The following is a 21973-nucleotide window of genomic DNA, read 5'->3' as shown; positions in this document are numbered from 1 at the left end:
TCAGTATTCCCTCAGGTCGTTGACCCAGCTTGCCACAATCTGCCACAAAACACTTGCGGCGAAATAAACTTCCGGGTCTGTCTTACAGATTGCCTCAACTTCGCCCTGAACGAACTTCTCTTTACCATAGCCAACGATGTAGCTCATCCATCTTCTAAGGTTCTCATCAGCTCCGACGACCATTTCTGATGGATTGAACTTGCCAGTTCGAGCAAGCACCCATGATAGGCCATCGCGCTTGGCGGGGTCGCCGCTTTTCAAGAGATCGATCAAGTGAGGAATTTGTGACTCGGCAATTCGCAGAAGCGCACGTGCAGCTTCAACTTTGATTTCTAAGGGGCTTGAATTAAATGTATCAACAAGTGCAGTCGCAGAAGTCTTGGTAAAGAATTGGCCAAGCGCCCAAGCTGCTCCAGCGCGTAGTTCATCGTCACGTTGCGAGTCCTGCAACACTTCGATTAATAGTTGTTCGCTCCGGCTCTTGGGTATTTCGGATGCAACGATGACCGTTTCAAGCTGTGTTTCAAGGGGAACGATCATGGCCGAGCTACGCAGCTTGTTCTCAATGAACTCCCATCCGTTTGGATCATCAAAAGCGGCCAGCGCAGCGGCAGCCTCAAGCTGGACGTAAATATCTTCGTCGGCATCAGTCATCCTTGATTCGAGCGCCGATTTAGCTGTCGTGTAGCCTCTGTACCGCAATGCTTTTGCTGCGGCGTACCGTTCGCTCAGGTTGACACTCAAGAGCTTGTCAACGAAATAGGCTTCGTCAACCGACGCAGGGCACTGAAGCGCGGTGGTTACAGGAACGACTGCTGCGACTATCTGATTTGCCTCGACGGTTTCACCAACTTTGACCTGTGGCAGCAAGGTTATCTTGCCTTTGCTCCGGCTCATCTGAATAGATTGTCGCCGCGCCTCTGGAATAGAGGCCAGGCTGATTCTTCCCGCTTCCACTGCTAGAACAACTGATCGCTGGTTTGCGGCAGCACATGTCCACATCACCCGAATTTCGGAGCCTTCCTCAACTCCTTTCGGCTGAGTGATGGATACCTGTCCTGCGGCGAATGCTTTCCGCATTTCTCTAACGCTGACGAAGTGAACAGGTGAAATTTGTTTCAAGTCTATCGGGGAATCGTCTTTTTGCTCGAAGACAACGATTGAAACAATGTCATCGTCACGCATGCCTGCATCCCATGCGCGCTTCGGGTCATTGAGGGAATGAGACATTGATATTTCAAGCTTTGTCTTGCCACGGGACTCGAATCGTATGCCTGTGTTCAAACATAGAATATCGGGAACGCGCACCCGCTTGATCTTGATCTTCTTCCAGATTTTGAAGCCTGTGGAACCACGCTCAAGTTCTATGGGATTGAATCCTATAGCCTTCAGCCGATTGATCGTTGAGTTTGTGCCAGCGGCACCAACAGCGAGTTTCCTCAGAAAACTATCGTCACTCTTGAAGTTATTTGCCACTGTGCTACCACCGTAATTTCTTTCGAATGTCCATTATACTTGCGCGCGCTACCCTGACGCCCAACGTCTAGTATGCACCCATTCGGGTGCATACTCAAAATCAGCATAAGTGGCGTATAACACAACCCCCTCCCTGGTGAGCATCAAAGATAGGCACCTCAAACGGTGCCGAACACGTCAGAGATTTACACCGCATCTCCAGCCAAGCCAACCATGGCACCGAAGCAACTGCACTGTGGGATCAGTGGTTTAGCGTTGGCAAAACTTGTGCATTTTTAACACGTTTGTCTCTGTGGCGGCAATCATCAGGCGGCTGCCTTCCTCATCAGCCGGGCTCAACCAACCCCCCGCACCACCTCCAGCGCTTCTTCAACCCGCTCCACCGCGTGGATGGTCATGCCTTCGAGCGCCTTGGCCATGGCCGTGTCGCCCTTCTTGGGCATGTTGGCCTTGGGCACCACGGCCACGCTGAAGCCCAGCTTGGCCGCTTCTTTCAGCCGCTCTTGCCCGCGTGGGGCAGGGCGCACCTCGCCCGCCAGGCCCACTTCACCAAACGCAATGAAGCCCTTGGGCAGGGCCTTGCCGCGCAGGCTGCTGGTGATGGCCAGCATCACCGCCAGGTCGGCCGCCGGCTCGCCGATGCGCACACCGCCCACGGCGTTGACGAACACGTCCTGGTCCATGCAGGCCACCCCCGCGTGGCGGTGCAGCACGGCCAGCAGCATGGCCAGGCGGTCGCGGTCCAGTCCCACGGAGAGGCGCCGCGGGCTGGGGCCGCCGCTGTCCACCAGGGCTTGGATTTCCACCAGCATGGGCCGGGTGCCTTCCAGCGTCACCAGCACGCAACTGCCGGGTACGGGGGCGGCGTGTTGCGAGAGGAAAATGGCGCTGGGGTTGCTCACGCCCTTCAGGCCTTTTTCGGTCATGGCGAAGACGCCAATCTCATTCACCGCGCCAAAGCGGTTTTTGATGGCGCGGATCAGCCGGTAGCTGCTGTGGGTGTCGCCCTCGAAGTACAGCACCGTGTCCACCATGTGTTCCAGCACGCGCGGGCCGGCCAGTGCGCCTTCCTTGGTTACGTGGCCCACCAGCACAATGGCCACCCCGCTGGCTTTGGCCGCGCGCGTCAGGTGGGCGGCGCATTCGCGCACCTGCGCCACCGAGCCGGGGGCCGAACTCAACTGGTCGGAATACAGCGTCTGGATCGAGTCGATCACGGCGATGGCGGGTTGCTTGGCGTCCAGCGTGGCCAGGATTTTTTCCAGCTGGATTTCGGCCAGCACCTTCACCTGGCTCTGTGCCAGCCCCAATCGGCGCGAGCGCAGGGCCACCTGGGCGCCGCTTTCTTCACCGGTCACGTAGAGCGTGTCCAGCCCGGCGCGTTGCAGGGCGTCCAGTGCCTGCAACAGCAGGGTGGATTTGCCGATGCCGGGGTCGCCGCCGATCAGCACCACGCCGCCTTCCACCACGCCGCCGCCCAGCACCCGGTCCAGTTCACCCAGGCCGGTGGGGGTGCGGGCCACGTCGGCGGCCTCGATCTCGCTCAACACCGCCAGTTCGGCGGTGGGGGCCAGGCCTTTGTTGCCCGCGCTCAGCCGGTTCTTGCTGGCGGTGGGGGTTTCGGCCACGGTTTCCACCAGGCTGTTCCAGGCGTTGCAGTGCGGGCATTTGCCCAGCCAGCGCGGGGTGGTGCCGCCGCATTCGTTGCAGGCGTACAGGGTCTTGTCTTTGGCCATCGGGTGAGGTCAAATCAGTTGCAAGTGAGCGATCACTTCGTCGATATGCTCGTCGAAATCGCTCAGGGCATGGTCGCTGCCTTCGAGCAGTTTCAGGTGTACGCCCGGGTAGCGGGCCACCATCTCGCGCCAGTCCAGCAACTCGTCGCCTTTGGCGATGATGGCCAGCACCCGTTCGGGGTGGGGCAGGGTGCCGCAGGCCAAGGCGCGCAGCTCGTCCACGTATTCGGGACGGAAGAAAAAGCGCTCCTCGGGGTTGTGCCACGCGGTTTGCTCGCCGATGTACTTGGCCAGGTCGCGCGCCGGGTCCACAGCGGGGTTGAGCAGCACCGCGCGGCAACCGGTCTCCAGCGCCACCCGCGTGGCATAGAACCCGCCCAGCGAAGACCCGACCACCGCCATGTGCTCGCGTGGCCAGTCCGCGATGTGCTGGCGGATTGCATCAAACGCTTGCCGAGGCGATGGGGGCAGCTGCGGGCAACACCAGGTCACGCCAGGGTGATCGCGCCGCAGGCGCTCGGCCAATTTCACGGCCTTCATCGAACGGGGAGATGAACGAAAACCGTGCAGGTAGAGCAGGTGGGTGGTCCCGCCAGGGGTGGTCGCATTCATGGGCAAAGGATAATGCAGACCATGGCCGTTGTGATCGAGAAACCACCACTTTGGCGCCGGGTGTTGCCGGCGTTTCAGGGCTTTGACTGGCCGTTGCTGGCCGTCGTGTTGTTGTTGAGTGCCATGGGGCTGGTGGTCATGTATTCGGTGGCGCACGAGCTGCCGGGCCGTTTCCAAGCCCATGCCCGTAACATGGTGATTGCCGTTGGCGTGATGTTCGTGGTCGCGCAGGTACCGCCCCAGCGGCTCATGGCGCTGGCCGTCCCCCTGTACACGGTGGGTGTGGCCCTGCTGATTGCGGTGGCCCTGTTCGGCATCACCAAAAAGGGTGCGCAACGCTGGGTGAACGTGGGCATCGTGATTCAGCCGAGCGAGATCATGAAGATTGCCATGCCGTTGATGCTGGCGTGGTGGTTCCAGCGCCGCGAAGGCCAGTTGCGGGGGCTGGACTTTCTGGTGGCGGCCGTGATTTTGGCGGTGCCGTCCTTTCTGATTCTGCGCCAGCCCGACCTGGGGACCACGCTGCTGGTGGTCGCCTCGGGTTTGTTCGTCATCTTCTTGGCGGGCCTGAGCTGGAAGTTGATCGTGCCGCCGGTGGTGTTGGGGCTGGTGGGGGTGGTCACGCTGATCGTCATGGAACCCCACTGGTGTGCGCCGGGGGTGGACTGGCACATTCTGCATGAATACCAGCGCCAGCGCGTCTGCACCCTGCTGGACCCGATGAAGGACCCGCTGGGCAAGGGTTTCCACATCATCCAGGGCACGATCGCGATCGGCTCCGGCGGTTTGCTGGGCAAAGGCTTTTTGCAGGGAACGCAGACGCACCTGGACTTCGTGCCGGAACGCAGCACCGACTTCATTTTCGCCGCCTTCGCCGAGGAGTTCGGCTTTATCGGCGTGCTGGTGCTGCTGGGGGCCTTCTGGTTCCTCATCTGGCGTGGCCTGAAGATCGCGCTGGAGGCGCCCACGCTGTTCGCGCGCCTGCTCGCCGGGGCGTTGACGCTGATTTACTTCGTCTATGCCTTCGTCAACATGGGGATGGTCAGCGGCATTTTGCCGGTGGTGGGTGTGCCCTTGCCGTTCCTGAGTTACGGAGGCACCGCCATGGTGACGCTCGGTGCCAGTTTGGGCATCCTCATGTCGATCGCCAAATCGAAGCGGCTGGTGCAGACTTGAAGCCGTGTTCCTACAATGACGGCATGATTGCACGCGAACCCACCTTGGCCCGTCTGGCCACTGCCCACGACCTGCTGCTGGCCCCCTACGGCCTCGACGAAACCCATTTGCGCCGCGCGCTGGGCGAGATACTGGCCCCTGGCGTGGACGACGCGGACCTGTATTTCCAATACACCCGTTCCGAAGGCTGGAGCCTGGAGGAGGGCATCGTCAAGACGGGCAGCTTCAGCATCGACCAGGGGGTGGGGGTGCGCGCCGTCAGCGGCGACAAGACCGCCTTTGCTTATTCCGATGACCTCTCCTGGGCGGCCTTGCAGGACGCCGCCCGCAGCGTGCGCGCCATCGGTGCCCAAGGCCAGAGCCGGCGCGTGAAAGTGGGTGCCCGCAAGGTGGCCAAGTCGCGGGCACTCTACGGCGCTGGCGACCCCATTGCCTCGCTGGACAGTGCCGCCAAGGTGGCCCTGCTGGAACAGGTGGAACGCCGGGCCAAGGCCCGCGACCCGCGCATCGTGCAGGTGATGGCGGGTCTGGCCAGCGAATACGACGTGGTGCTGGTGGCGCGTGCCGATGGCACCCTGGCCGCCGACGTGCGCCCGCTGGTACGCCTCTCGGTGACCGTGATCGCCGAACAGAACGGGCGGCGCGAGATCGGCTCTTCGGGTGGCGGTGGCCGTTTCGGCCTGGACCGTTTCGACGACGCCCTCATCGACCGTTACGTCACCGAAGCCGTGCAGGCCGCGCTCACCAACCTCGACAGCCGCCCCGCCCCGGCCGGCGAGATGACCGTGGTGCTCGGCCCCGGCTGGCCCGGCGTGTTGCTGCACGAAGCGGTCGGCCACGGCCTGGAAGGCGACTTCAACCGCAAGGGCAGCAGTGCGTTTACAGGCATGATCGGCAAGCGCGTGGCCGCCAAGGGTGTGACCGTGCTGGACGACGGCACCATCAGCGACCGGCGCGGCTCGCTCAACGTGGACGATGAAGGCTGTGCCACCCAACGCAATGTGCTGATCGAGGACGGCATCCTGCGCGGCTACATTCAGGACAGCCTCAATGCCCGCCTCATGGGGGTCAAGCCCACGGGCAATGGCCGCCGGGAAAGCTACGCTCACCTGCCCATGCCGCGCATGACCAACACCTATATGCTGGGTGGCGACATGGACCCGCAGGAAATCATCGCCAGCATCAAGAAGGGGCTGTATGCCACCAATTTCGGCGGCGGGCAGGTGGACATCACCAGCGGCAAATTCGTCTTCAGCGCCAGCCAGGCCTGGTGGGTGGAGGACGGCAAGTTGCAGTACCCGGTCAAGGGTGCCACCCTCGTGGGCAGCGGCCCGGAGTCGCTCAAGAAGGTCAGCATGATCGGCAACGATCTGGCGCTCGACAGCGGGGTCGGCACCTGTGGCAAGGAAGGTCAGAGCGTGCCGGTGGGCGTGGGTCAACCCACGTTGCGCATCGAGGGCCTGACCGTGGGTGGCACCGCTTGAGGGCGAGGTTCGTTCGTCGCATCCGCCCCACAAGCAGGGCCAGTTGTCAGCGCCTTGTCATGAGGTTTGTGGTACATTGGTTCACATGAAAGCCGCTCGCTTTTACTTTGCCTATTTTTGGTTCTCACGCGTCACCGACGGAAGAGAGAGCTGGATCTGGCCCTGAAAAGCGCAAAGCCTCCCCCCAACCGTCGGTCACCACCGGCGGTTTTTTTTTTACCCCCCATTCTTTCACCATTGGTTTTTTCAGGAGTTCACGATGAGCAAAGCCGCCACCGCAGCGACCGATGTCTGGTATGCGCGCCCCTCCGACCGCACCGGCCAGACCGACGACCAACGCATCGAGGACATCACCGTGCTTCCCCCGCCTGAACACCTGATTCGCTTCTTCCCCATTCGCGGCACCGCAGTGGAGCAACTCATCAGCGACACCCGCAAGAGCATCCACCAGATGTTGCATGGCAAGGATGACCGCCTGCTGGTGGTCATTGGGCCGTGCTCCATCCACGACCCGGCTGCGGCCATGGATTACGCCCGCCGGCTCAAAGAGATGCGCGACCTTCACAAAGACACGCTGGAAATCGTGATGCGGGTCTATTTCGAGAAGCCACGCACCACCGTGGGGTGGAAAGGTCTGATCAACGATCCCTACCTGGACGGCAGCTTCCGCATCGACGAGGGCCTGCGCATCGCACGCCAATTGCTCATCGAGATCAATCGCATCGGCTTGCCAGCCGCCAGCGAATTCCTGGACGTGATCAGCCCGCAGTACATCGGTGACTTGATCTCCTGGGGAGCCATCGGGGCCCGCACCACGGAAAGCCAGGTGCACCGCGAGCTGGCCTCGGGCCTGTCGGCACCGATCGGTTTCAAGAATGGCACCGATGGCAACATCCGCATCGCCACCGACGCCATTCAGGCCGCCAGCCGGGGACACCATTTCCTGTCGGTGCACAAGAACGGCCAGGTCGCCATCGTCCAAACCAAGGGCAATCCGGACTGTCACGTCATTCTGCGCGGCGGCAAGGTCCCCAACTACGACGCCGACAGCGTGGCCCAGGCGTGTGCCGATCTGGAAGCCGCCAAGCTGCCAGCCACGCTGATGGTGGATTGCAGCCACGCCAACAGCAGCAAGCAGCACGACAAGCAGCTGGAGGTGGCCGCTGACGTCGGCCGGCAGATCGCAGGGGGATCGCGTCGCATCTTCGGGGTGATGGTGGAAAGCCATCTCAAGGCCGGGGCCCAGAAGTTCACGCCCGGCAAAGACGACGTCAACACGCTGAAATACGGCCAGAGCATCACCGACGCCTGCATCGACTGGGACCAATCCGTGCAGTTGTTGCAAGGCTTGTCCGATGCGGTGCAGGCTCGCCGGAGCAAAGCCGTCGGCAAGGGTTGATGGACGGCGGCCGCGACGGCACAATCGGGCCTACCCGACTGAGTATCCATACCCACAGGAGTCCTGATCCATGCGCAGCCAAGTCATCGTCAGCTGGGGAGACGCGAGGCGTTACACCTTCGATCTGGAGGAGGTGCAGCCCATGCCGCACGAGATGGCGCGCGCCTGGCTGGACCAGCAGTTCACCGATCTCGGTTGCGAGCCTCTGCGCCTGACGGGCAAGGTGCTGCTGGCCGACAAGGTGGTGGCCATTGCCCAGGCGGTGGGCGAAAGCCGGTTCGCCGAGGAGGCCTACCGGCCGTGGGCTCAGGTGTTTGCCAAGGCCGTCAGCGCCATGCTGGCCAAGCCGGTGGTGCACATCGACGTGCCCAGCCTGACCGTCAGCTACTGACGCCGACGGTGCGCCAACGGCGCTGCAGGGCGTCCAGCAGCTTCTGGTGGATGCCCCCGAAGCCGCCATTGCTCATGCACAGCACCTGATCGCCGGGCAGGGCTGCATCCACCACCTGGGCCACCAGGGTGTCGATATCGTTGGCGACTCGGGCCCGGGGGCCCATGGGGGCGAGCGCCTCGGCGGCATCCCAACCCAGGCCCCCGCTGTGGCAGAAAGCCAGATCGGCGTGTTCCAGGCTCCAGGGCAGTTGTGCTTTCATGGTGCCCAGCTTCATGGTGTTGGAGCGCGGCTCGAACACGGCGAGAATGCGGCAGCGCTGCGCTGCCGTCTGGTCGAGCTGGCGGCGCAACCCGTCCACCGTGGTGCGGATGGCGGTGGGGTGGTGGGCAAAGTCGTCGTACACGGTGATGGCATCTGCCGGGGTGTCCACCCGTCCGCGCACCTCCATGCGGCGGCGCACGTTCTGAAACCGCGCCAGGGCTTCGCAGGCCTGTGCCACCGGCACGCCCAGGTGTTCCGCGGCAGCGATCGCGGCCAGGGCATTGAGCTGGTTGTGCTGGCCGCTCAACGCCCAGCGCACCTGCCCGCATCGCTCACCATGGTGCAGTACCGTGAAGTCACCGGGTTCACCTTCGGCCGTGAAGTCGCTGACCGCGGCGCCAAAGCTGCGTTGCTCGCTCCAGCAGCCCTGGTGCAGCACCCGCGTCAGGCTTTCTTCCAGCGCGTTGTACACCACCCGCCCGCTGGCCGGCACGGTGCGCACCAGGTGGTGGAACTGGCGTTCGATCGCGGCCAGGTCGTCGAAGATGTCGGCATGGTCGAATTCCAGGTTGTTGAGCACGGCCGTGCGTGGGCGGTAATGCACGAACTTGCTGCGCTTGTCGAAGAAGGCGGTGTCGTATTCGTCGGCCTCGATCACGAACGGGGTGCCCGCACCCAGCCGTGCCGAAAGCCCGAAGTTCAGCGGCACCCCTCCCACCAGAAAACCCGGTTGCAGGCCCGCCGCTTCGAGGATCCAGGCCAGCATGGCGGTGGTGGTGGTCTTGCCATGGGTGCCGGCCACCGCCAGCACGTGCCGGCCGTGCAGGATGTGTTCGCTCATCCACTGGGGCCCGCTGGTGTAGCGGGCGCCCGCGTCGAGGATGGCCTCCATCAGTGGGAACTTCGGCGAGCCGTCTGGCAGTCGGGCCCGCGACACCACGTTGCCCACCACGAACACGTCGGGCTGCAGCGCCATCTGGTCTGCGCCATAGCCTTCGATCAGCTCGATGCCGAGCGCGCGCAACTGCTCGCTCATTGGGGGATAGACGCCGGCATCGCAGCCGGTGACACGGTGTCCGGCTTCCCGTGCCAGGGCTGCCACGCCGCCCATGAAGGTGCCGCAAATGCCGAGGATGTGTATGTGCATCCCCGCATTATCGGGGCGCCAAGGAGGCGGATCAGGGACAATCCTCCCCATGAACACGCTGCAGCAGGAAATTGCCCAAGCCGCGGCCGCGCTCGTGGTCGATGAAGGCATGGACTACGGTCAGGCCAAGGTGCGTGCGCTCAAGGTGCTCGGCCTACCGTCGCGTACCGCCCTGCCCGGTAATCCCGCCGTGGAGGCCGCCGTGCGTGAACACATCGCCCTGTTTCATGCCGACACGCAACCCCGCGAGTTGCGAGCCCTGCGCGAGCTGGCCTTGCTGTGGATGGAGCGGCTCGCCGAGTTTTCTCCCCTGGTGGGCGGTGCGGTGTGGCACGGCACGGCCACTCGCTTGAGCGATATCTACCTGCAGGTCTTCAGCGACGACCCCAAGGCCGTGGAGCTCGCGCTGATCAACCGCAATGTGGAATATGATGCCACCACCGTCAAAGGGCTCCACGGCCAGCCGGTGGAGGCGCTCAGCCTGCAGGTGCGCTGCGAACCCTTGCAGGACTGGGTGGGCCTGCACCTGCTGGTCAACGACGGCCGTGCCCAGCGGGGTGCTCTGTTGCCCGACGAGCTGGGCCGCAAGCCCCGTGGCGATGCCGTGGCCCTCAGAAACTTGCTGGACGCCAGCGAATCCGATACCCCATGAACAAACGACATTTTCTGACCGGTGGCGTGGCCGCCGTGGCCGGCTTGGCCGGGGCTGGCTGGGCCTGGTGGCGTTTTCAGCCGCACGCGGTGCAGGACGGCGCCCTGCAAGCCCTGTGGCAGCACACCTGGGACAGCCCCGAAGGCCAGCCCGTGGCGATGCAACAATTCAAGGGCCGCCCGCTGCTGCTCAATTTCTGGGCCACCTGGTGCCCACCCTGTGTGGAGGAGATGCCTATGCTCAACACCTTTTACCGGGAGCGGCGTGCCGATGGCTGGACGGTGCTGGGGCTGGCGGTCGATCAGCCCAGCGCGGTGCGCCAATTCCTGCAGCGTTGGCCGGTGGATTTCCCGATCGGCATGGCCGGTCTGGGGGGTACCGAGTTGAGCAGACAACTGGGCAACCCGAACGGGGGCCTGCCCTTTACCGTGGTATTCGACGCCCAGGGTGAAATCGCCCACCGCAAGATCGGGCAGGTCAAGCCCGAGGACCTGGTGGCCTGGGCTCAGCCCTTGTAATGCAGTTCGCCGCGTTGCAGCGCCTGGCCGAACGTGTCGGCGGGGACCGCATGCGAAAACAGAAAGCCTTGGAAGTGGTCGCAGCCCAGGGCCCGCAGCCGCTGATGCTGATCGACGCGCTCGACCCCCTCGGCCACCACCTGCATGTGCATTGCATGCCCCATCTGGATGATGGCCGACACGATGGCGGCATCGGCCTCGTCTTCTTGCAGTGAGGCGATGAAGGTGCGGTCGATCTTGAGCGTGTGCAGGGGGAATCGTTTCAGGTAGGTGAGGCTGGAGTAGCCGGTGCCGAAGTCGTCGAGCGACAGGTGAACCCCCAGATCGGCCAGGGCCTGCAGGCGGGCCAGCGCCTCCTCGGCGTCTCGGATCAGGATGGATTCGGTGAGCTCGAGTTCGAGCAGGTGCGCCGGCAGCCCATGTGTGCGCAGGGCCTGCGCCACCCCGTCCACCAAGCCGGCTTGCTGAAACTGCAGGGCCGACACGTTCACCGCCACCTGGCACGGTGTGCCCTGGCGCAGCCACGCCGCGGCCTGTCGAATACCTTCTTCCAGCACCCACTGGCCCAACTTCACGATGAAGCCGGTCTCCTCGGCCACGGTGATGAACATGCCCGGCAGCACCAGTCCTTTGTCTGGGTGGTTCCAGCGCACCAATGCCTCACAGGCACGCAGCTCGCCGGAACGGACACAAACCCGTGGTTGGTAGTGCAGCACGAACTCGTGACGCTCCAGGCCCTCACGCATGGCATGGTCGAGCTGGATGCGCGACAGCAGGTCGGCATTCATCTGGGGACGGTAGAAACGGTAATGACCTTTGCCACGATCCTTGACCTGATACATCGCCGTGTCGGCGTGTTGGATCAGCTCGTCGAGCGTCTCGCCGTCGCTGGGGTACATGGCGATCCCGACGCTGCACGACAGGTTGAAACTCATGCCCTCGATTTCGACCGGCCGGATCACCGCATCGATGATGCGTTGGGCGGTGATTTCGGCGCCGCTTTCGTCGGCGTCATGCAGGTGGATGACAAACTCGTCGCCGCCGAGTCGGCACAGCGTGTCGGTCTGGCGCAGACATTGCTTCAGCCGGGAGGCGATCTCGATCAGGACCATGTCGCCGAACAGATGGCCGAGCGAGTCGTTGATGCTCTTGAAGCGGTCCAGGTCAAGGAACAGGACGGCAAACCCCTGTCCGTTGCGTTCGGCCACGCGGATCGCGTGATTCACCCGTTCGGTGAGCATCAGCCGGTTGGGCAGCCCGGTGAGGGCGTCGGTATAGGCCAATTGCTCGATGCGCTGCTGCGCCGCCAGCTTTTCCGACAGGTCCTTGACGAACAGGATGGTGTTGAGCGGATGACCATGGGGGTCTTTGAGCACCACCCAGGAGGCCTGAAGCGCCACCGCCGACTGGTCTGACCGGCGATACCAGATCTCCCCTTCCCAGAATCCGGAGTGCTGTAGCCGCTCATTCAGGTCTTGCTGCCAGCGTGGATGGGAGGGGGAGTGGAAGAGATCGGGCGCGGGCCGGCCACGCAGCTGGTCGGCGCGGGCGTGCGTCAACTGCTCCGCAGCCGGGTTGCAGGTGAGGATGCCGAAGGCCGGATCGGTGATGAAAATGGCATCCAGGCTGGACTCGAAGACCTTGGCCGCCAGTTTGAGCTGGGCTTCGGCCGCGGTGCGTTCGGTGATGTCGCGAAACACGTACACCCGTCCGATGGGCCGCCCCCGCGCGAGCTGGGGTTTGGAGATGCGCTCGATGACCCTCCCGGTTTGCAGGATCAGCACATCGGTGGCTTCCAGCATGGGAGCGCGCAGCAGTTCGCCGATCTTGCGCTGGTAGTCGATCGCCTCGGTCACCTGGCTGGCCAGCCAGGTGTAGATGGACGAGTCGTCTTTTTGTATGAGCAGGTTTTCGGGGATGCCCCACAGCTGCGTGAACAGGCGGTTGAAGGCGCGGATGCGTCCATCCAGGTCGCAAACCAGGATGCCGTCGGCCGTCGATTCCAGCGTGGCGCGCAGCTCGGCCAGCAGCTCCTCGAGTTTCTGTTCCGTCTGGTGTTGCAGGGTGTGGTCCTGCATGGCCACCAAGTAGAGGAGTTGACCGTCCGGGCTTTGCACCGGTGTGGCGTGACGCAACACCCGTACGGTGGAGCCGTCTCGACGACGCAGCAGTGTCTCCGAGTGCAGTGTGAGCCGTTCCCCGCTGCGCAGGCCTTGCCAGAACAGCAGGTCTTCCGGGGAGGCCGACAGCTCCAGCACCGAGGCGTCCACCAGCTCGTCGCTATCGAGTTGCTGCAGCCGCGCCGCCGCGGTATTGGCTGCCACGACGCGTTGGGTCGCGGGATCGACCAGCCAGATCGCTTCCAGCAGATGATCCATGAAAGCCGTCCAGTCCCGCGGGATCATGCCATGGTCTCCGACACCTCCGTTGCCTGTGCGGCGCGTTCGAAGTAGTAGCAGATGCGCTGCCGGGGCGATAGATAGGTCAGTGCTGCCCGGGGCAATTGCTCGATGCGCAGGCTGCGCTGGATGCCCAGGTCCTCGTGTTGCTGCAGATCCAGCAGCAGCGCGTCCTCGCAAGCAACGGTGGTGTCGTACACCATGACCCGGGGTTTGAGCGGCCGCGACGAATTCACCGAGATCACCAGCGCGTAGCGCTCGTCGGTGAGCTGCACGACGGAGCCCGGCGGGTACACACCCATCATCCGGATAAAGGCGTTGAGCGTCTGCTGCTCGAAACGTGGCTTCATGGTCGCGAAGATCAGCGACAGGGCTTCATGGGGCGTCAATGCCTTCAGGGGGTTGGGCGGGTTGCACAGACCGTCGTAGCGGTTGATCAGTGCCAAAATGCGCGCTGCTGGCGACAGTTGAGCTTCATGGAGACCCTTGGGAAAACCCGAGCCGTCGGCCGCTTCATGGTGTTGGGCGATGGCCAGCAACGCCGCCGTGGACAGCCCCATGCGTCGGCCCCAGGCCACGCTGTGCATGACATGCTCTTGGTAAAGCTTGAAATGGGCGCTGGTGAAGCTGTCGTCACGAAAGCGCACGCGGTCGGGCAGCTCGACTTTGCCCACGTCGTGCAGCACGGCAGCCACGCCCAGCGCTTCGAGCTCCTCGGCCGCCATGCCCATGGCGCGTCCGAGCAGCAGGCTGAGCACGGTCACGTTCATGGCGTGTAGGGTGGCGCGGTCGCCGTGCCCTTCGGCGAGCAGGCGCAACACGGCGTCTTCCTGGCTGGGGATCTGTGTCACCATGCCCTGGATCAGCCGAGCGCAGGCTTGGCCGGCTTGTTCAGGCGCCGTTTGAAACTGGTCGAGCACGGCCTTGACGGCGCGGCTGCTCTCGGCGCAACGGCGCTCGCATTGCTGGAGTGCCTGCCGTTGCGCGTCCAGTACGCTCTGGTGGTGTGTGTCGCTGGCTGCCGAGGGGGCGGGCGCGACGCTGGCCTCGGTGGCGGGGGTGCCGGCTGCATCCGCCGCTGCCTGCGGATGATCGGCAGGCGCGGTGACCACCGGGTCGCTGCGTTCGGGCGCGTAGCGCACCTCGGTCAGCCCCAGGCTGCGGATGGTTTCGATCTGGCGCAGGCTCGTGATCTTGAAGCTGCTGCGCGCGAAGGGGTGATCCATCCATCCGAGATCGAGATGGACGTAATGACCCACGCGCAAATCGGCCACCGCAATCCGCGGAGGGTTGTTGTGGGGCGTGGGCGGGAGTTCTCCCTGTGCGGGCGCATTCATAGAATCTCGGGGCATTATCGCCAATCTTCAGGCCTTCCCTGTAAAGTGTAAAGTCCGGGTTTGAGATGGAAATTCCATGTACGTCCCCTTCCCGTTGGATCAGATCGCTTTGCGAGAGCCGTTGCCGGTCAATGTCTGGGACCCGAACGGCGTGTTGTTGCTGCGCCGTGGCGAGGTGATCCGTGACGAAGCGCACCGCGACCTGCTCCAGACCCATCTGCCGATGGTGGACGAGGAGGAATACCGGCAATGGACGTTCCGTTACACGGCGGCGATCGACCGCAAGCTGCGTGACAACGAGCGCCTGGAGGCGATTGCCAGCGTGACCCGGCCCATGGGGGTAGAGGTCGAACGGGTGAGCCAGGCACCCGAAAGACCCCTGGCGGAACTCTGGCCTGACCTGCACGCCGTCCTCAGCCTGCTGCTGCGCCAGGGCAGCGAAGCCGGCGATTTTCTCGCTCGCCTCCAGGGCGTGGAGCGCCGCCTGCTGCATGCCCTGCGCTCGCGCGTGGACGACAGTCTGTTTCTGCTGGTGCAGATGCTGCACGACCGCTCCATGGGGTACAGTGCCAGCCACGCCTTGCTTTGCGCCGTGGTGTGCCGGCTGGTGTCGGGCCAGATGGGCTGGCCGGAGCCCCAGCGGCAGAGCTTGTTGCGGGCCAGCCTGACGATGAACATCGGCATGAGCCACCTGCACGACGCGCTGGCCGTCCGACCGGGCCAGCCCACTGCAGAGGAGCGCAAGGTCATCGATACACACCCTTTGATCGGTGCCCAGATGCTGCATCGACTGGGGGTGACGGACGATACCTGGCTCAAGCTGGTGCGCCATCACCATGCCGAGTTGCCGCCGGTCGCTACTGGTGCAGGGACCGACCCTTTGATCGTCATGGCGCAGCTTCTGCATCTGAGCGATGTGTTTGTGGCGCGCATCAGTCCCCGGGCCGGACGCCGGGGCCTGCCCCCGCACCGGGCTGCCCGCGACATTTCCCTCGATCCCCAGGGGCAGCCGACACCCCTGGGGGCGGCGGTCATCAAAACCTTGGGGGTGTACATTCCAGGCAGCTACGTGCGGCTGGCCAATGGCGAGCTGGCCGTGGTGGTTCGGCGCGGCCGCAAGGCCAACGCCCCTTTGGTGTTCGCCTTGGTCGGTCGGCATGGCATGCCGCTGGGCGAACCCGCATTGCGCGACACCGCCGATCACGGTCTCGAAGTCAAGGAGGGCATTGCGGCCGACGAGGTACGGGTGCGTATCCAGCCCGCCCGGCTGCTGGCCCGTCTCTGAGCGCAACCGCGTCAGCGGGACTGGCGTCGGAACTCCCACGGGGGCTGGGGCTCGGGGTCGGCCCAGAGTCCTCTGCGTGCGGCACGGGCCTCGCGTTCGGCCGCCGCATACAGCGCTCGGTCGGCCGGGCGCTGGTCGCGTTGGAACTGCCGGTAATGCCAAGCCATGCCGTCTCGTACCATCATGAGGTTGATGTCCTCGCCGTCAAGGATGATCTTGCCCAGGATGCGGCCATAGCGATCGCGCTTGTCGTAATGGACCTCTACGTCGCGCTGGAACACACGCTCGGCCAGATGCTGCCGGGCCCGATGGCCATACGGCTGCCGGTTTTCGGGTGCGTCAATGCCGACCAGCCGGATGCGATGCTGCTGGCGCGCGTCGTCGAGCACGGTCACGGTGTCGCCATCGGCCACCGCAATGACCCGCCCAGTCAACACCTCGGCCAGTGCCCATGGACACCACAGTGCCAGCCACAGGAGCAGCCCGAGCCAGCGCATGTGCTTCATGTGATCCTGTCGATACATCGGTTCGCTGCAAAAGAAAAAGGACTTAGCGCGTGTCTGCGCTGAGTCCTTGATTCGTTTGGTGGCGCTTCAGGGATTCGAACCCCGGACCTGCGGATTATGATTCCGTCGCTCTAACCGGCTGAGCTAAAGCGCCAACAAGTTTTCCATTATAGCGTGTTTTTTACTGGTGCTTGAAGTTCGGCGGCCGCTTTTCCACGAAGGCGGCCATGCCTTCCTTCTGGTCGGCGGTGGCGAAAAGTGCGTGGAACAGGCGGCGTTCGAACATCAAGCCGTCTGACAGCGTGCCCTCGAAGGCCTTGTTCACGGCCTCCTTGGCGGCCATCACCGCCAGCAGTGAGAAGCCGGAGATGGTCAGCGCCGCGCCCAGCGCCTCGTCCATGAGTTTGTCCAGGGGCACCACGCGGCTGACCAGGCCAGCGCGTTCGGCTTCGGTGGCGTCCATCATGCGGCCGGTCAGGGCCAGGTCCATGGCCTTGCTCTTGCCCACGGCGCGCGGTAGGCGCTGCGTGCCGCCCGCGCCGGGGATGATGCCGAGCTTGATTTCGGGTTGGCCAAACTTGGCGTTGTCGGCCGCGATGATGAAGTCGCACATCATGGCCAGTTCGCAGCCGCCGCCCAGGGCGAAGCCGCTGACGGCCGCAATGATGGGCTTGCGGATGCTGCGGATGGTTTCCCAGTTGCGGGTGATGTAGTCGCCCTTGTACACATCGGCGAAGGTGTAGGTGGCCATGGCGCCGATGTCGGCGCCAGCGGCAAAGGCCTTTTCGCTGCCCGTCAGGATGATGCAGCCGATGCCGTCGTCGGCGTCGAAGGCTTTCAGCGCCGCGCCCAGCTCGTTCATCAGCTGGTCGTTGAGCGCGTTGAGTTGTTTGGGCCGGTTGAGCGTGATGATGCCGACGCGACCTTCGGTGCGTACCAGAATCAGCTCGGGCGTGGTGTTCATGGGTCAGTCTCCGTGCGGTGCAAAGCTTGCACTATAGCGCTGCCGGGGGGCATGTAGCCGGTCGTATTGGGTGCAAAATGCGCCTTGGCAACCCTTTGGAGACACCATGAGCGACACACAACCCTGGGCCGACCAAGGTATTCTGTACGAGGAGCGCGAGGCCGTGGCTCTCGTGACCCTGAATCGACCTCAGGCCCTCAACAGTTTCACGCGCGACATGCACCGGGCGCTGCAAGCTGCCCTGCAACGCGCCGCTGACCAGCCAACCATCCGGGCGCTGGTCGTCACTGGGGCCGGGCGCGGCTTCTGTGCCGGTCTGGACCTGACTGAACTGGATTTCACCCCCGGCGATGGACTGCTGGAGCGCGCCAATCCCGGGCCGGTGATCGATCAATGCTTCAACCCCACCGTCCGCGCTTTCATGAACCTGCGCATGCCCACCATCGCAGCCGTCAATGGCGTGGCGGCCGGTGCGGGCGCTTCGTTGGCCATGGCGTGTGACATCGCCATCGCCGCGCCGGGGGCCAGCTTCGTGCAGGCCTTCAGCAAGATCGGCCTGATCCCGGACGCGGGCGGCAGCTGGCTGTTGGTGGAGCGTCTCGGCCTGGCGCGGGCCATGGCGCTGGCCATGACCGGCGACAAGTTGCCAGCCGCCCAGGCCAAGGAGTGGGGCTTGATCTGGGACGTGGCCGACGATCCGCTGGCTGCCTCGCTGGCTCTGGCCCAGCGGCTGGCGGCCATGCCCACGAAGGCGCTGGTGGCCACGCGCAACCTGTTGCGTGAGGCGGGTACCCGCAGCTTCGACGCCCACCTCGACGTGGAGCGCGATCTGCAGGCGGCCCTGGGCCGCACTCACGACTACTTCGAGGGCGTGAACGCCTTTCTGGAGAAGCGCTCGCCCGTCTTCAAGGGGGAGTGATCTGCCGCCCCGGTGGTGCTCAATCGCACCACGGTGGCTGGAGCCGGCCACTCCAGCGGGCAGCGCAGCAGGCGGCCGTCGCGCGCCACCAAGGCCGTGCATCGGGTGTGGCCACGCATGTAAAGCTCCACCTCGTCGAGCTTGCGCACACGCCAGGCACTGGCGGGGTTTCCGTCGCGAGCCGGTAGTTCCACGCCCAGCCACTCGTCGCCTGGAGCCAAGCCAGCGGCTTCGGCGGCGCTGCCACGCATCACGTTTTTCAGGACCAGCCCCTGGGTTTCATTCACGCGCAAGCCCAGTCGCTGCGCCAGCGGGGCCGGCTCCGTTTGCCACTGAACGCCGTGAGCCTGCAGCAGAGGCTGCAGCGGCAACTCGTCGCGGCCATGTACCCAGGCCGCGATCTCCCGGGCATAACTGCGCCGTCCCAGGCGCTTGAGCACGGCGAGCAAGTCGGCTTCTTTCATGGGGCCGCCGGCGCAGCGCTGGTACAGAGCACGCATCACCGCGTCCAGCGTGGTGTGGCCTTCCTGGCGCAGGGTGAGGTCCAGGCACAGTGCCACCAAGGCACCTTTGGTGTAGTAGCTCACCGTGGCGTTGGGGGTGTTTTCGTGCACGCGGTAGTACTTGACCCAGGCATCGAAGCTGGCCTCGGCCACGCTCTGCACTTGCCGGCCGGGCGTCTGCTGCACCTGATTGATGGTTTTGGCCAACAGTTGCAGGTAGGTGGTGTCGTCGATCAGGCCGGCGCGGTGCAGCAGCAGATCGTCGTAATAGCTGGTGAAGCCTTCGAAGAACCAGAGCAGCCGCGTGTAGTTTTCCTGCTCGTAGTCGTAGCGGGCAAACTCGTGCGGCCGCAGCCGCTTCACGTTCCAGGTGTGGAAGTATTCATGGCTGATCAGCCCGAGCAGGGAGGTGTAGCCATCGGTGGCCTTGAGACGGGGTGTGGGGGCTGAACCCTTTTCCGCAGCCGGCACAGAGCTGGCCGTGGAGTCGGGTAGCAGGGGCAGGTCGCCGCGTTGGCAGATGAGCGCGGTGCAATGGCGGTGCTCCAGACCGCCATACCCGTCGGCGCTGGCGTGGAGCATGAAGAGGTAGCGGTCGAAAGGCGGGGCCTCTTCCCCGTGCCACAGCGCCATGGCCGCCACACAGATGCGGGCCGTGTCGCGCAGCAGGCGCTCGCCATCCAGCCCGGGTGGCGCGCCGCTGACCACGAAGCGGTGCGGTACGCCGCGCACCTTGAAGCGGCCGCTCCAGAAATGCCCCATTTCCACCGGACTGTCGGCCAGTTCGTCGTAATCCTGGGCCAGATAGCGGCCAAAACCGCTCTGTCGGGTTTTGATCGGTATGAGGGCCGTGGCGAGTTGCCAGCCGTCGGTGTGCATGTTGTCCACCACGCGCAGCTCGTGGGGTTCGTGGTCGCGGCCGTGTACGCGCAGGCACAGGCTGGTGGGGTTGAAGAAGCCCCGGGTGGTGTCGAGGAACGCGGTGCGGACCGAGGCGTCGAATGCATACACCTGGTATTGCAGGCGCAGGGTTTGCGTGCCTGGGGACACGGTCACTTGCCAGGTGTTTTTGTTCAGCTGCGCTGTGGGCACGGGAGCCTTGTCGGCTTGAGCATGGAGCCCTTGCAGGTGCTGCGCGAATTCTCGCACCAGATAGCTGCCCGGGATCCAGACCGGCAGGCTGAGGGTGGTGGTTCGGGCGGGCCGGTCCACCTCCAGCCTGACGCCAAACAGGTGGGCGCGCGGGTCGAGCACCTCGACGCGGTAACGGACCAAGGCAGGTAGGGTGTCGCTCATCGGGTGGCGGCCAGTCCCTGCTCGATGCGTTGGAAGTCGGCCCCGACGATGCGCGTGCCATCCGCCAGGAAGCTGGTGGGGGTGCCGGTGATGCGGTGTTTGTTGGCAAATTCGAGGTTGCGGCTGAGCGCGGCCGTGTCGCAGGTGGCAGAAGCGGGGTTGACGCCCTTGAGCATCCAGTCGTTGTAGGCGGCTGCCTTGTCTTGGGCGCACCAGATGTTGCGCGATTTCACCTGCGAGTCCGGGCCCAGCATGGCCACGAGGAAGGTATAGACGGTGACGTCATTGAGCTTGAGCAGGTCGCGTTCCAGCCGCTTGCAGAAGCCGCAATTCGGGTCGCTGAACACGGCGATCTTGCGCTGGCCGTTGCCGCGCACGGTGGTGAAAGCGTCCTTCAGCGGCAGGTCGCTGAAGGCAATGGCGGTGAGCTGCTCGATGCGCTGTTCGGTGAGGTTGGTTCGAGCCCGGGTGTCGATCAGCGTACCCTGGATCAGGTAGTTGCCTTCGGCATCGGTGTAGAGGATGTCGGATTCGTTGATGCGGATCTCGAACAGGCCCCGCATGGGGGTGGGGCGCACTTCTTCGATCTTGGGCAGATTGGGCAGGCGTTCGGTCAGGTTCTTGCGAATGGTGGCCTCGTTGGCGGTGGCCAGGGTGCTGGCACCGAGCAGGGATGCCAGCACGAGCGTGCGGCCGTACCACGAGGCCAGAGGGGAAAGACGGGACATGTCAGGGGTTCCTTGGGTGAGGGGCGGCGGTCTGGCCCATGGCCTGACGGATCGCCCAGTGTTTGAGCAGAGGCAGTTCGTTGAAGCGGCGCAGGCCCCAGCGCCGCAGCGTTTGCAGGCGCTCGTCGGTGTGGCCAAAGAGGCCATAGAGCCCGTCGGTGACGCCGGCCATGCGCAGGAAGTCGGCTTGGCGCGCGCGTTCGTAGCGGCGCAGCAGTTTCAGGTCGCCGGGCTCGCGCCAGTATTCGCGCTCCTGCAACACCCGCGCCAGGCAGGCCACGTCGCCCAGGCCCACGTTGAGGCCTTGCCCCGCCAGCGGGTGCATGGCATGGGCGGCATCGCCGGCCAGGGCCACGCCAGGCTGCACCCAGTGCCGTGCGTGTGCAAGCTCCAGCGGCCAGGCCGCAGGCTGGCCCTGCAGCGTCATGGCTCCGAGGGCGTGGTCGCAGGCTTGCTCCACGGCCCGGGCGAAGCCTTCGGCGGGATGTGCCATCAGGTCTTGCGCACGCGCATGGCCCACGGACCAGACCAACGCCAAGGTGTGGCCGTTGTCACCGCCCATGGGCAGCAGGGCCAGGATGTCGCCCTGGCTGAACCATTGGCGCGCCACCCCGCCGTGCGGTCGCTCGCACTGCAGGCGTGCGGCCACCGCGGTGTGCGCATAGGGTTTCACATCGAACTCGAAACCCAGGCGGTCGCGGGTGGTGCTGCGTTTGCCTTCGCAGATCACGGTGAGCTTGGCCTTCGGGGGGGCATCGATCACCTCCACGCCCGGCTGGAACTGCAAGGCCTGCGCCAGCGTGGCCTCGAGCGCCGGCACGTCCACGATCCACGACAGCGCCCCCGCGCCGTCGGGGCTGTCGAAGCGCAGCGCGGCGGGGTCGTCGGCATTGGGTTCGGCCACCCACATCTGGCGCACTGCCGTCACGGCCGAGGCGTCGGGCCAGACGCGCAGCGATTCCAGCAGTTCACGAGAGGCGTGGTTCAGCGCGTAAGCACGGATGTCCGGGGCCGCGCCCTGGGGAGGCGGCGGGCGGCGCACCAGGGCCACCCGGAAACGGTCGCGCGCCAACAGCAGGGCCAGCGTGTGGCCCACCACGCCCGCGCCCAGCACTGCCACATCGTATGTCCTGCTCATCGTCAAATTGTAGGGGGACTGGTGGAGTCCATTACCTTGCCGG

At 64.5% G+C, this 21973-nt stretch carries 19 protein-coding genes and 1 tRNA gene; 8 read left to right on the top strand and 12 right to left on the bottom strand.

The genetic code is table 11. The annotated features are described in order from the left end of the window. From HZS63_RS03990 to HZS63_RS03980, 3 genes are all read right to left on the bottom strand, one after another. Complete coding sequence (locus tag HZS63_RS03990; RefSeq protein ID WP_180682751.1) at positions 1-1476, bottom strand: HEAT repeat domain-containing protein; 1476 nt, start codon at positions 1474-1476, stop codon at positions 1-3. A 335-nt stretch (positions 1477-1811) separates the two neighbouring features. After that, the gene (gene radA, locus HZS63_RS03985; protein WP_180682750.1) at positions 1812-3212 is read right to left on the bottom strand and encodes a DNA repair protein RadA; all 1401 of its coding nucleotides are present in this window, start codon (positions 3210-3212) and stop codon (positions 1812-1814) included. A gap of 9 nt (positions 3213-3221) precedes the next feature. After that, positions 3222-3824 (bottom strand): YqiA/YcfP family alpha/beta fold hydrolase, encoded by a 603-nt coding sequence (locus tag HZS63_RS03980; RefSeq protein ID WP_180682749.1) that lies wholly within the window; start codon positions 3822-3824, stop codon positions 3222-3224. Between the two features lie 21 nt (positions 3825-3845). Here HZS63_RS03980 and rodA point away from each other — a divergent pair, with 21 nt between their 5' ends. The 4 genes from rodA (at position 3846) to HZS63_RS03960 (ending at position 8274) form a co-directional block, all read left to right on the top strand. After that, positions 3846-5000 carry a rod shape-determining protein RodA gene (rodA, locus tag HZS63_RS03975; protein WP_180682748.1) on the top strand — a complete coding sequence of 385 codons (1155 nt, stop codon included), beginning with the start codon at positions 3846-3848 and terminating at the stop codon, positions 4998-5000. Between the two features lie 23 nt (positions 5001-5023). Further along, entirely contained in the window at positions 5024-6484 is a 1461-nt protein-coding gene (tldD, locus tag HZS63_RS03970; protein ID WP_180682747.1) for a metalloprotease TldD, read from the top strand. A gap of 259 nt (positions 6485-6743) precedes the next feature. Continuing rightward, entirely contained in the window at positions 6744-7883 is a 1140-nt protein-coding gene (locus HZS63_RS03965; protein WP_180682746.1) for a 3-deoxy-7-phosphoheptulonate synthase, read from the top strand. Between the two features lie 70 nt (positions 7884-7953). After that, positions 7954-8274 (top strand): hypothetical protein, encoded by a 321-nt coding sequence (locus tag HZS63_RS03960; RefSeq protein ID WP_180682745.1) that lies wholly within the window; start codon positions 7954-7956, stop codon positions 8272-8274. On the opposite strand, the gene mpl is transcribed toward HZS63_RS03960, so the two are convergent. Beyond that, positions 8264-9685: a UDP-N-acetylmuramate:L-alanyl-gamma-D-glutamyl-meso-diaminopimelate ligase gene (gene mpl, locus HZS63_RS03955; RefSeq protein ID WP_180682744.1), complete on the bottom strand. Its 1422-nt coding sequence runs from the start codon at positions 9683-9685 to the stop codon at positions 8264-8266. The two genes, HZS63_RS03960 and mpl, sit on opposite strands and share 11 nt — an antisense overlap. Positions 9686-9734: 49 nt before the next feature. On the opposite strand from mpl, the gene HZS63_RS03950 reads away from it, so the two are divergent. Together HZS63_RS03950 and HZS63_RS03945 are read left to right on the top strand one after the other, a co-directional pair. Beyond that, entirely contained in the window at positions 9735-10337 is a 603-nt protein-coding gene (locus HZS63_RS03950) for a hypothetical protein (RefSeq protein WP_180682743.1), read from the top strand. Then, positions 10334-10855: a TlpA family protein disulfide reductase gene (locus HZS63_RS03945; protein WP_180682742.1), complete on the top strand. Its 522-nt coding sequence runs from the start codon at positions 10334-10336 to the stop codon at positions 10853-10855. Before HZS63_RS03950 ends, HZS63_RS03945 begins: the two co-directional genes overlap by 4 nt. Here HZS63_RS03945 and HZS63_RS03940 read toward each other — a convergent pair. Then, the gene (locus HZS63_RS03940; protein ID WP_180682741.1) at positions 10843-13260 is read right to left on the bottom strand and encodes a sensor domain-containing protein; all 2418 of its coding nucleotides are present in this window, start codon (positions 13258-13260) and stop codon (positions 10843-10845) included. The genes HZS63_RS03945 and HZS63_RS03940 overlap by 13 nt on opposite strands. After that, the gene (locus HZS63_RS03935; protein ID WP_180682740.1) at positions 13257-14591 is read right to left on the bottom strand and encodes a cyclic di-GMP phosphodiesterase; all 1335 of its coding nucleotides are present in this window, start codon (positions 14589-14591) and stop codon (positions 13257-13259) included. The genes HZS63_RS03940 and HZS63_RS03935 overlap by 4 nt, the downstream gene beginning before the upstream one ends. Before the next feature lie 76 nt (positions 14592-14667). On the opposite strand from HZS63_RS03935, the gene HZS63_RS03930 reads away from it, so the two are divergent. Then, on the top strand, positions 14668-15876 hold the full coding sequence (locus HZS63_RS03930) for an HD-GYP domain-containing protein (protein WP_180682739.1): 1209 nt from the start codon (positions 14668-14670) through the stop codon (positions 15874-15876). 11 nt (positions 15877-15887) lie between these two features. Here the strand turns inward: HZS63_RS03930 and HZS63_RS03925 are convergent, their stop codons facing one another. The 3 genes from HZS63_RS03925 to HZS63_RS03915 all read right to left on the bottom strand — a co-directional run bounded on the left by HZS63_RS03925 (position 15888) and on the right by HZS63_RS03915 (position 17346). Further along, entirely contained in the window at positions 15888-16382 is a 495-nt protein-coding gene (locus tag HZS63_RS03925; RefSeq protein ID WP_180682738.1) for a thermonuclease family protein, read from the bottom strand. A 77-nt stretch (positions 16383-16459) separates the two neighbouring features. Continuing rightward, positions 16460-16536 (bottom strand) — tRNA-Met (locus HZS63_RS03920). Between the two features lie 27 nt (positions 16537-16563). Then, positions 16564-17346 (bottom strand): enoyl-CoA hydratase, encoded by a 783-nt coding sequence (locus tag HZS63_RS03915; RefSeq protein ID WP_180682737.1) that lies wholly within the window; start codon positions 17344-17346, stop codon positions 16564-16566. 106 nt (positions 17347-17452) lie between these two features. On the opposite strand from HZS63_RS03915, the gene HZS63_RS03910 reads away from it, so the two are divergent. Beyond that, positions 17453-18265, top strand: a complete 813-nt coding sequence (locus HZS63_RS03910) for an enoyl-CoA hydratase-related protein (protein ID WP_180682735.1) — start codon at positions 17453-17455, stop codon at positions 18263-18265. Here HZS63_RS03910 and HZS63_RS03905 read toward each other — a convergent pair. From HZS63_RS03905 to HZS63_RS03895, 3 genes are read right to left on the bottom strand one after another with little or no spacing between them, the layout of a single operon-like run. After that, complete coding sequence (locus HZS63_RS03905) at positions 18205-20064, bottom strand: M61 family metallopeptidase (RefSeq protein WP_180682734.1); 1860 nt, start codon at positions 20062-20064, stop codon at positions 18205-18207. The genes HZS63_RS03910 and HZS63_RS03905 overlap by 61 nt on opposite strands. Further along, the gene (locus tag HZS63_RS03900; protein WP_180682732.1) at positions 20061-20792 is read right to left on the bottom strand and encodes a DsbC family protein; all 732 of its coding nucleotides are present in this window, start codon (positions 20790-20792) and stop codon (positions 20061-20063) included. The genes HZS63_RS03905 and HZS63_RS03900 overlap by 4 nt, the downstream gene beginning before the upstream one ends. A 1-nt stretch (position 20793) precedes the next feature. Continuing rightward, the gene (locus HZS63_RS03895) at positions 20794-21930 is read right to left on the bottom strand and encodes an FAD-dependent monooxygenase (RefSeq protein ID WP_180682731.1); all 1137 of its coding nucleotides are present in this window, start codon (positions 21928-21930) and stop codon (positions 20794-20796) included. Positions 21931-21973 lie beyond the last annotated feature (43 nt).

It is taken from the genome of Tepidicella baoligensis, from assembly GCF_013432195.1.
Lineage (GTDB): Bacteria > Pseudomonadota > Gammaproteobacteria > Burkholderiales > Burkholderiaceae_C > Tepidicella > Tepidicella baoligensis.
This window is presented reverse-complemented; position numbering and strand designations above follow the sequence as displayed.